Origin of the sequence: Nocardiopsis endophytica, from assembly GCF_027706725.1 — a bacterium.
GTDB classification, from domain to species: domain Bacteria; phylum Actinomycetota; class Actinomycetes; order Streptosporangiales; family Streptosporangiaceae; genus Nocardiopsis_A; species Nocardiopsis_A endophytica.
Genome location: NZ_JAQFWQ010000184.1, coordinates 1 through 7,817, shown reverse-complemented (window position 1 = coordinate 7,817; position 7,817 = coordinate 1). Strand labels below are relative to the sequence as shown.

Annotated in this window: 4 protein-coding genes; 1 reads left to right on the top strand and 3 read right to left on the bottom strand. The window is 77.2% G+C overall.

Features of this window, described 5'->3' with window-relative positions; all coding sequences use genetic code 11:
- Positions 1-640: 640 nt before the first annotated feature.
- The 3 genes from O4J56_RS31505 to O4J56_RS31495 form a co-directional block, all read right to left on the bottom strand.
- Positions 641-1,465 carry an SDR family NAD(P)-dependent oxidoreductase gene (locus O4J56_RS31505; RefSeq protein WP_270690865.1) on the bottom strand — a complete coding sequence of 275 codons (825 nt, stop codon included), beginning with the start codon at positions 1,463-1,465 and terminating at the stop codon, positions 641-643.
- Complete coding sequence (locus O4J56_RS31500) at positions 1,462-1,989, bottom strand: isochorismatase family protein (RefSeq protein WP_270690863.1); 528 nt, start codon at positions 1,987-1,989, stop codon at positions 1,462-1,464. Before O4J56_RS31500 ends, O4J56_RS31505 begins: the two co-directional genes overlap by 4 nt.
- Positions 1,990-2,911: 922 nt before the next feature.
- Positions 2,912-6,601: a TM0106 family RecB-like putative nuclease gene (locus O4J56_RS31495; protein ID WP_270690862.1), complete on the bottom strand. Its 3,690-nt coding sequence runs from the start codon at positions 6,599-6,601 to the stop codon at positions 2,912-2,914.
- A gap of 460 nt (positions 6,602-7,061) precedes the next feature.
- On the opposite strand from O4J56_RS31495, the gene O4J56_RS31490 reads away from it, so the two are divergent.
- Positions 7,062-7,757: a septal ring lytic transglycosylase RlpA family protein gene (locus O4J56_RS31490; protein WP_270690860.1), complete on the top strand. Its 696-nt coding sequence runs from the start codon at positions 7,062-7,064 to the stop codon at positions 7,755-7,757.
- Positions 7,758-7,817: the final 60 nt, after the last annotated feature.

The window sequence follows — 7,817 nt, the reverse complement described above, 5'->3', positions numbered from 1 at the left end:
TCGAGATCATCGCGGAGTAGGGGCGCACCGGGGCGGCGGCCGCCACGAACGCGGAAGACCGCGCACCCCGCCCACCGCGCCACCCTCCCGGACCACGAGAGGCCAGCCGGACGGCAAGCAGGGTCAGGGAACCGCCCCGCTTCTGCCGTCGCCGCCAACCGCGGCGACCATGCACACGCCTGTCGCCCGACAGCGCTGCGGCATGGGCCGCCGACGCTCCCTCGTCGCCGCCCTCTGCTCGGGCTCGGACGCCGCTGCCGCCTCCCGCACCCGCTGAACGGCCCGCCGCATTGCGGCGCACGGACGCCACGACGCCTGCCGGGTTCCTGCGGCCCGCGCCGGTCGGTCGCCCGGCTCGGTCGCCCGACGGGGCGGCGCCGCCACCGCGGCCGACGTCACGGAGCGCGTTGCCGCATGTCACCGCGTGTGCCACCGCTCCCCTCCCCCGAGGCGGCGGGCCGGGAAGCGCGATCGCCCGCTGTGCCGGGCCCGCCGCCCTCCGCGGCCCTGTCGCCCCCGATTCGGCGAAACGCCTGTGGGTAGGCGGGAACTCACGTAGAGTGCACACTGTGGGCGCCCGGGATGTCGGCTCCCCCTCCATCCCGGGGCCCGCTCCTACGGCCGTGGCCGTCGGCCGTCCTCACCGCCCCTCCCCCGTTTCATGGGCCTCGGGGTCGTGCGCCAGGACGGTGCGCCCGCCGTCCACGGGCACCGTGGCCCCGGTGATGAAGCCCGCGGAAGGCGAGAGCAGGTGCGCGATGGCCGCGGCCGCCTCCCGGGCGGTGCCGACCCGGCCCAGCGGGTGCACCCGGGCCATCTGCGCCCGCACCCTCCCGGCCCCCTCCTCGTCCAGGCCCGCCAAGTAAGCCTCGTAGCGCTCGGTGGCCACCGACCCCAGCGCCACCGCGTTCACCCGCACCCCGCGGGGCCCATACTCCACCGCCAGCGCCCGCGTGAGCCCTTCGATCGCGGCCTTGGCCGTGGCGTAGGGGGCGCAGCCGGGCACGGCCTGGCGGGCCTGGTGGGAGGAGACGTTGACGATCGCCCCCGCCCCGGCCGCCGACATGTGCCGCACCGCCACCGCGCACCCGGCCACGGCCGGGGCGAGGTTGGCCTCGATCAGGCCCATCACCTGCCGGGCCGGGGTCGTGTGCAGTGAGGCGTCGCGGAAGACCGCGGCGTTGTTGACCCACCCGGCCAGCGGAGCCCCCGCCGCGTCCTGGGCCGCCTCGGCGGCCCGCTCGGCGGTGCCCTCCTCGGCGGCGTCGCCGCGCACCGGCACCAGGCGTCCGGCGCGGGGGTGGGCGGCCGTCCACTCCAGGGCGGCCGAGTCGGCCTCGACCACGGCCACCGCGCCGGCGCCCAGGTCGAGCAGGTGCTCGGCGGTGGCGCGGCCGATGCCGCGGCCCCCGCCGGTGACCACGTGGGCGCCGCCCGGGCGGGGGTGTTCCTCCGGGGCGCTCATCGGGGCCGCGGGGCGAGGGGCAGGGCTTCGGCGGGCAGGACGCGCACGCCCTGGGCGGCCAGCTCGTCCTCGACGGCGGCGGAGATGTCGCCGGCCGGGGCGTCCTCGTCGTAGGTGGCGTGCGCCCCAGCGGCCAGGACGGTCTCCAGTCCCCGGCCGAGGGCGCCGCGCGCGGTGGCGGCGACGCAGTACTGGCTCTGCATCCCCGCCAGGACGGCGGTGCGCACCCCGGCGCGGGCCAGTTCGTCGGCCAGGCCGGTCCCGGCGAAGGCGTCGGGGGCGGTCTTGCGCACCACGGGCTCGCCGGGCAGCGGCGGGTGCACGAGCTCCCAGCCGGGGGTGTGGGGCTCGTCGGGCTCGTCGGGGCCGCCGTCGTTCTGGACGTGGACCACGGTGGCCCCGGCGGCCCGGGCGCGGGAGAGCAGGTCGGACAGGGCCGGTCCGACGCGGGGTGCGGCGGGCACGGCGTCGGGTCCCTGCAGCATGTTGCGCTGGGCGTCGATGAGCACGAGTGCGGTCGTCACGGGTGCCTCCCGGTGGTGCGGTGCTGGGGTGGGGATGCCGTTCCTATCACCCAGGGGCGACACGGCGGGCGGGGGCGGGGCGCGAGCTGCGGTGTTAGCGGGCGGGAAGCCGAACGAAACCGGCGGGGGCGATGCTGGGGCCGCCGGCGATCCAGAGGGTGGACACGCCGGGGCGCGGATCGGGCGGGGGCCGAAGGGGGACCCCCGCCCTTTCATCCGCTGCGTCCGCGCCGGGCCGTGCGGGCGGTGGGCGCCGGGGCCCGCCGGTGCGGCCCGTCCGCGGGGGCGAGGGAGCGGCGGGGCCCGCCCGCGTGGGGCCCCGCTCCCCTTCCACGCGCAAAGGCTCCACGTGCGGAGGGCGCGATCGGCTGCGGGGGCGCGCCGACGGTGGCCGCGTCCGCCGGAATCGTGTGGTCTCCTGTTCGGCCAGGTCAGCAGGTGGTGTCCGGCGGAGCGGCGGACTCGTCGTCGGCCGCGCCCGCCGACGGGCGGGCAGGCCACCGGCCACGACCGGTGGGGCCGGGCCTAACGTCCGAGGGCCGATACGGCCTGGGCGGACGGAGGTTCCGCCGCGCCAGGGGACGCGTAGGCGGGGCGGGTCGGGTCGGCCACGTCGCGATCGCCTGCGTGCCGACCCGGCCGGGCGGATGTCACGCTCCAGCGGGCGTGACCGCCGGCGGCGCGCCCCCGGCGGGGACGGGCCGGGGGCGGTGCCGGTGGTCCGCGTGCGGCCTTTGGCCGTAGGCGGATGCCCGGGGCGCCGACCGCAGCCGGCGGAGTCCGGACCGGTTCGGTCCGGGACGGGGCGACCGGCCGGGACGCCGACGGCCGCACCTGTCCGGCTTCTCCGGCCGGAGCGGCCGTCCCGCCGTCCGGGCGGCACCACCCGGCACCGCCCGGCGCCGCCCGGTGCCGCCCGGTGCTATTCGGCCGGGGGCGGCCAGGGGGCCGCCTGGTCGCACAGGCCCGAGAAGCCCGACAGCACCCGCAGCTCCTCCACCGTGCGCGGCGCCGCCTGGGCCAGCTGCGGCGAGTAGACCAGCACCGCCACCACCTGGGCCCGCGACAGGGCCACGTTGAGCCGGTTGCGCGAGAGCACGAAGTCCAGCCCCCGGGACAGGTCGGCGCCGCTGGAGGCGGTCATCGAGCAGATCACCGCCGGGGCCTCCTGGCCCTGGAACCGGTCCACCGTGCCCACCCGCACCTGCTCCAGGCCCGCCTCGGCCAGGGCCCGGCGCAGCGCCCGCACCTGCAGGTTGTAGGGCGCCACCACCAGCACGTCCTCGCCGGTCAGCTCCCGCTCGGCGCTGGCGCCGGGCTCGTGCACGGTGCGGCCCACCAGGTGGGCGGCGGCCTGCACCACCGCCTCGACCTCCTCGGGGCTGTGGCTGGTGCGGCCCTGGTGCTCCACGGTGCGGGCGTACAGGCCCGGCCGCACCCCCGAGACGGTGCGCTCGGCGGCGCTGGGGTGGGCGTGCAGCAGGCCGCGGTAGGCCAGGCGGGAGACGGGGGCGCACACCGCGGGGTGCATGCGGCGGGTCTGGTCCAGGAAGTAGCCGCGGGAGGCGTCGATGATCTCGGCGTCGCCCACCAGGTGCTCCAGGGCCGAGGCGTCGGCGCCTTCGCCGTGGGAGCCCTGGACGACCTGCGGGAGCTGCTGGGGGTCGCCCAGCAGCACCAGGTTGCGGGCGGCCCCGGACACGGCGAGGGTGTCGGCTAGGGCGAACTGCCCGGCCTCGTCGATGACCAGGACGTCGAAGGGGTCGGCGGCCACGGCCTCGTTGGCGAAGTTCCAGGCGGTGCCGCCGACCAGGTGGGCGCCGGGGTTGGCGGCGCGCCAGGCGGCCAGGGCCTTGACGGTGGCGGGCTGCTCCCAGCGGGCGTGGGGGTCGGGTTTGCCGGAGGGGCGTTTGGCGCAGGGCAGCTCCCGGCCCTGGGCGCGGGCGGTGTGCAGGGCGGCGGCCAGGACGTTCTCCACGGCCTTGTGGCTGGTGGAGCAGACGCCGACGGTGCGGCCCGAGGCGATGAGGTGGTCGATGAGGCGGGCGGCCAGGTAGGTCTTGCCGGCTCCGGGTGGGCCCTGCACGGCCAGGTAGGAGCGGTCCAGGTCGTCGACGGCGGCGATGGCGGCGGCCACGGTGTCGCCGCCGTGGTCGGCGGGGTCGGGCAGGGCGGGCAGGTGCGCCAGGCGCGGGGGGCGGCGCTGGAGCAGGTCGGGGCCGGGGCCCTCGGGCAGGCGGGGCAGTTCGGGCAGGACGCCTTCGGTGAGCGACCACAGGGCGGCGTCCTTGGGGGCCGAGCGCACGGGGGCGCCGGGCAGGACGGCGGCGGGGGCGCGGGAGTAGGTCTGCTGGGGGTCGCTGGTCTCCTCCAGGGTGAGGGTGTCCCCTGTGGCGGCGGTGACCTGGGCGTCGACGGCGTCGGCGGGGCGTCCGGGGGTGGCGGGGTAGAGCAGGCGGACGCGGTCGCCGGTGGTGAAGGGGTGGGGGCGGGCGGGGTCGGCGCGGGCCTGGATCTCGCGGCGGGACTTGCGCTGGCGGCCGGTGGGCTCGGCCCATTCGCCGGTGCGCACGCGCACCGGTACCAGGCATTCGTTGTCGGCCTCCAGCTCCTCCATGGGGGCGTTGAGGCGGCGGAAGAAGTCCCACCAGGCGGGGTTCTCCTCGCGGCGGTAGTACCCGGCCAGGGAGGCGAGCAGGGCGCGGGCGTCCTGGGCGGGGTCGCGGCGGCGGGGGTCGTCGGCGACGCCTTCCAGGAGGGGGTCGGTCAGGGCGCGCAGGCGGGCCTCGGCCTCTTCGCGGCGGCGGCGGTTCTCCTCGGCGCGCTCGTCGGCGTCGTCGGAGGCCAGTTCGCCCTGGGCGCCGGGGCGGGCGTCGATGCCGTTGTCGCGGCGCAGGTCTTCGAGCCAGTCGCGCAGGCGGGCGGTGGAGGCGCAGTCGTCGCGGTTGTAGTCGGCGATGTCGGAGAGGATCTGCGCGGCGCGCGCGGTGTCGCCGCCGGCGGCGGCGCGGGCGTGTTCGGCGTAGGCGTCGATGCTGGAGACGGCGGTGGTGACGTCGCCGCTGCGGGCCTGGGGCAGGTAGAGGGGTTCGAGGTACTTGATGGAGTAGGAGCGCTGGGAGACGCGCAGGCTCTTCTTGACGACGGTGTACAGGTCGACCAGGCGGCGGTGGCGCAGGAGTTCGTCGACCTGGGCTTCGCGGGTGCCGAAGGCGGCGGCCAGGAGCTTGAGGCGGTCGGCCTCGTAGGAGGCGTAGTGGTAGACGTGGGCGCCGGGGTCGCGGTCGATGCGCTCGCACACGAAGTCGACGAAGTCCTCGAAGGCACGCTTCTCCTGGGCGCGGTCGTGGGCCCAGAAGGCGTGGAAGCGCTCGGGGGCCTCCGAGCCGCCGGCGCCGTCGGAGCTGTCGGGGCCGCCGGGGGTGTGGGCGGTGTCCGGGGCGTCCTCGGTGCCGGGCGCGGTGCGGGGGTCCTCGGGCAGGTCGCGGGCGACGGCGCCGAAGAGGTATTCCAGGCCGCGCCCCTGGGGGCCCTCGTAGTAGGGGTAGCCCTCCATGTCGAAGAAGACGTCGCCGGGGCTGGGGGCGGGCAGGGAGGCCAGGCCCTCGGGTGAGTGGACCTCGGCCAGGACGGTGCCGCGGGGGTCGGCGTCGGTGCGGGTGGCGTCCTGGCGGACCTGGAGGGCGGCCTGGGCGCGCAGGCGGTCGAAGGTGTGCGGGGGCAGTGTGGGCGGGCGCCGGTCGTCGTCGGCGGCGGCCAGGGCGTCGATGGTGGTGATGCCGGTGTCGGCGAGTTTGCGGGTCTGGTCGGTGCGGATGCCGGCGACCAGGGTCAGGTGGCGGGCGCGGGCGCGGCCGTCGGCGCACAGGGCGGCGTAGCCGCAGGAGTCGCAGGCGGGGCGGGGTGGGCCCCACAGGGGGTCGGGCAGGGTGAGGGCGGCGGGGTCGAGGGGGCCGCCGCCGGGGGCGGTGAGGCGGTCGGCCAGGCGGGTGCGGACCTGGTGCAGGACCGGCAGGAACTCGGGGGCGCGGTGGGTGTGGGCGGCGCCGTCGCCGGTGAGCAGGTGCATGTGCTCGGGGGCGGGGGCGCCGGCCTCGGCGACGGAGGCGGCGTAGGCGGCCAGCTGCAGGACGGCGCCGGGGCCGGGGTGGCGGGCGAGCTTGGTGTCCCAGGGTTCGTAGGTGTGTGGGCCCGCATCGGGGCGGGCGGCGCCGGTGGCGGGGTCCACGGCGGTGCTGACGAGGAAGTCGGCGCGGCCGTGGAAGGCGACGCCGGGGCGCAGGGGGTGGTAGAAGGCGGCCTGGTAGAGGACGGGGGCGCCGTCGTCCATGGCCTTGCGGGTGGCCTGGGCGGCGCGGAGCATGTCGGCGTGGGTGGGGCGGGGGTCGTCGATCTCGACGAGGGCGTCGCCGAAAAGTTCGCGCAGGCGGTGGAGTTCGGCGCGTTCGTGCTCGTGGCCCTGGCGGGCGACGAGGGGGTCGATGTCGGCGGGGGCGGGTGCGCCGGGCACGTGTGCGGCCAGGGCGGCCTTGAGTCGGCTGCGGTGGTCGCACTCCATGGAGTCGACCAGGTCGGTGGGCGAGATGACCCATCCGGTCTCGTTGCGGAACACCTGGCCGCTCCCTCCCCGGCTGCTGCTTCGCGGGGAATTGTGCCACGGTGGTGCGCCGTTTGAGCTCTGTTCACACGCGCGGCGGGGCGGCCGCGGTGTTCGGGCAGGTCGGGGCGGGGGCGCGGGGGTGGGGGCGGACACGGGGGCGTGCGGCCGGGGTCACGGCGGTGTCACCGACGGCGTCGGGGGTCTCACCGGGCGGAGCGGGCGAGGGTGACATGTTGCACAAACCCGGGTTTTCGGTTCTCGTTACCCGACCGTGATGGTTAGGGTCGGTCCCCGTTGGTCTTCACCCCCTTTGCGTACACGTGACCAGCTCTTTCCGGTCGCCCCTTGGATCCCGGGCGGCCCTGCTGCGCCGGCGCGCCCCTCGGTTCCGGGAGGCGCCGGGCCGGAGGTCCCGGCGGTTCCGGGCCCCGCGCAGCCGCCTTTCGTGTCCCCGTTCAAAGGACGATCAGCCGTGGGCAGTCATCAGCCCGACCGCGTTTCCGTGTTCCAGCGCCTGAAGGGCAAGCGCGCCCTGGTGGCCACCGCCGCCTCGGGCGCGGTGCTGGCCGCCGGCGGTGTCGCCGGCGCCGCCGTGGTGGGGGGCGCCCAGCCCCAGGACCTGAGCAGCGCCGCGAAGGTGCCGGCGGCCCAGACCTCCGAGCAGGGCGCCGAGGCCCAGCAGGCGCCCCAGGTCGACGAGGAGCAGGTCGACAAGGAGCGCGACCAGGCCAGGGAGCAGCGCGAGGAGGCCGCCTCGCAGGCCGAGGGGGCGGCCAGCGCGACCGCCGCCGAGCAGGAGAAGGAGCAGGAGCCCGCGCAGGAGGACTCCTCCGGCGGGGGGTCCCAGGACTCCTCCGGCTCCTCCGAGGGGCTCGAGCCCACCGGCGAGGGCGGCGCCTGCCAGGCCTCGATGTACAGCGACCCCCAGCCCACCGCCAGCGGCGGCACCTTCGACCCCTCGGCGATGACGGCGGCCCACAAGTCGCTGCCGTTCGGCACCCAGGTGGAGGTGACCAACCCCTCCAACGGCAAGTCGGTGGTGGTGACCATCAACGACCGCGGCCCCTACGTGGCCGGCCGGTGCCTGGACCTGTCCACCGCCTCCTTCGAGACGATCGCCAGCGCCAGCCAGGGCGTGGTGGACGTGGAGTGGCAGGTCGTCGGCTAGGGCTCGGCCCCCCGCTCCGTTCTCGGCGTGTGCGCCCCCGGGCGCCCGCGGGCCGGGAGC

Coding starts and splice junctions, on each gene's coding strand:
- O4J56_RS31505 (WP_270690865.1), bottom strand. CDS start 1,465: ATGAGCGCCCCGGAGGAACACCCCCGCCCGGGCGGCGCCCACGTGGTC.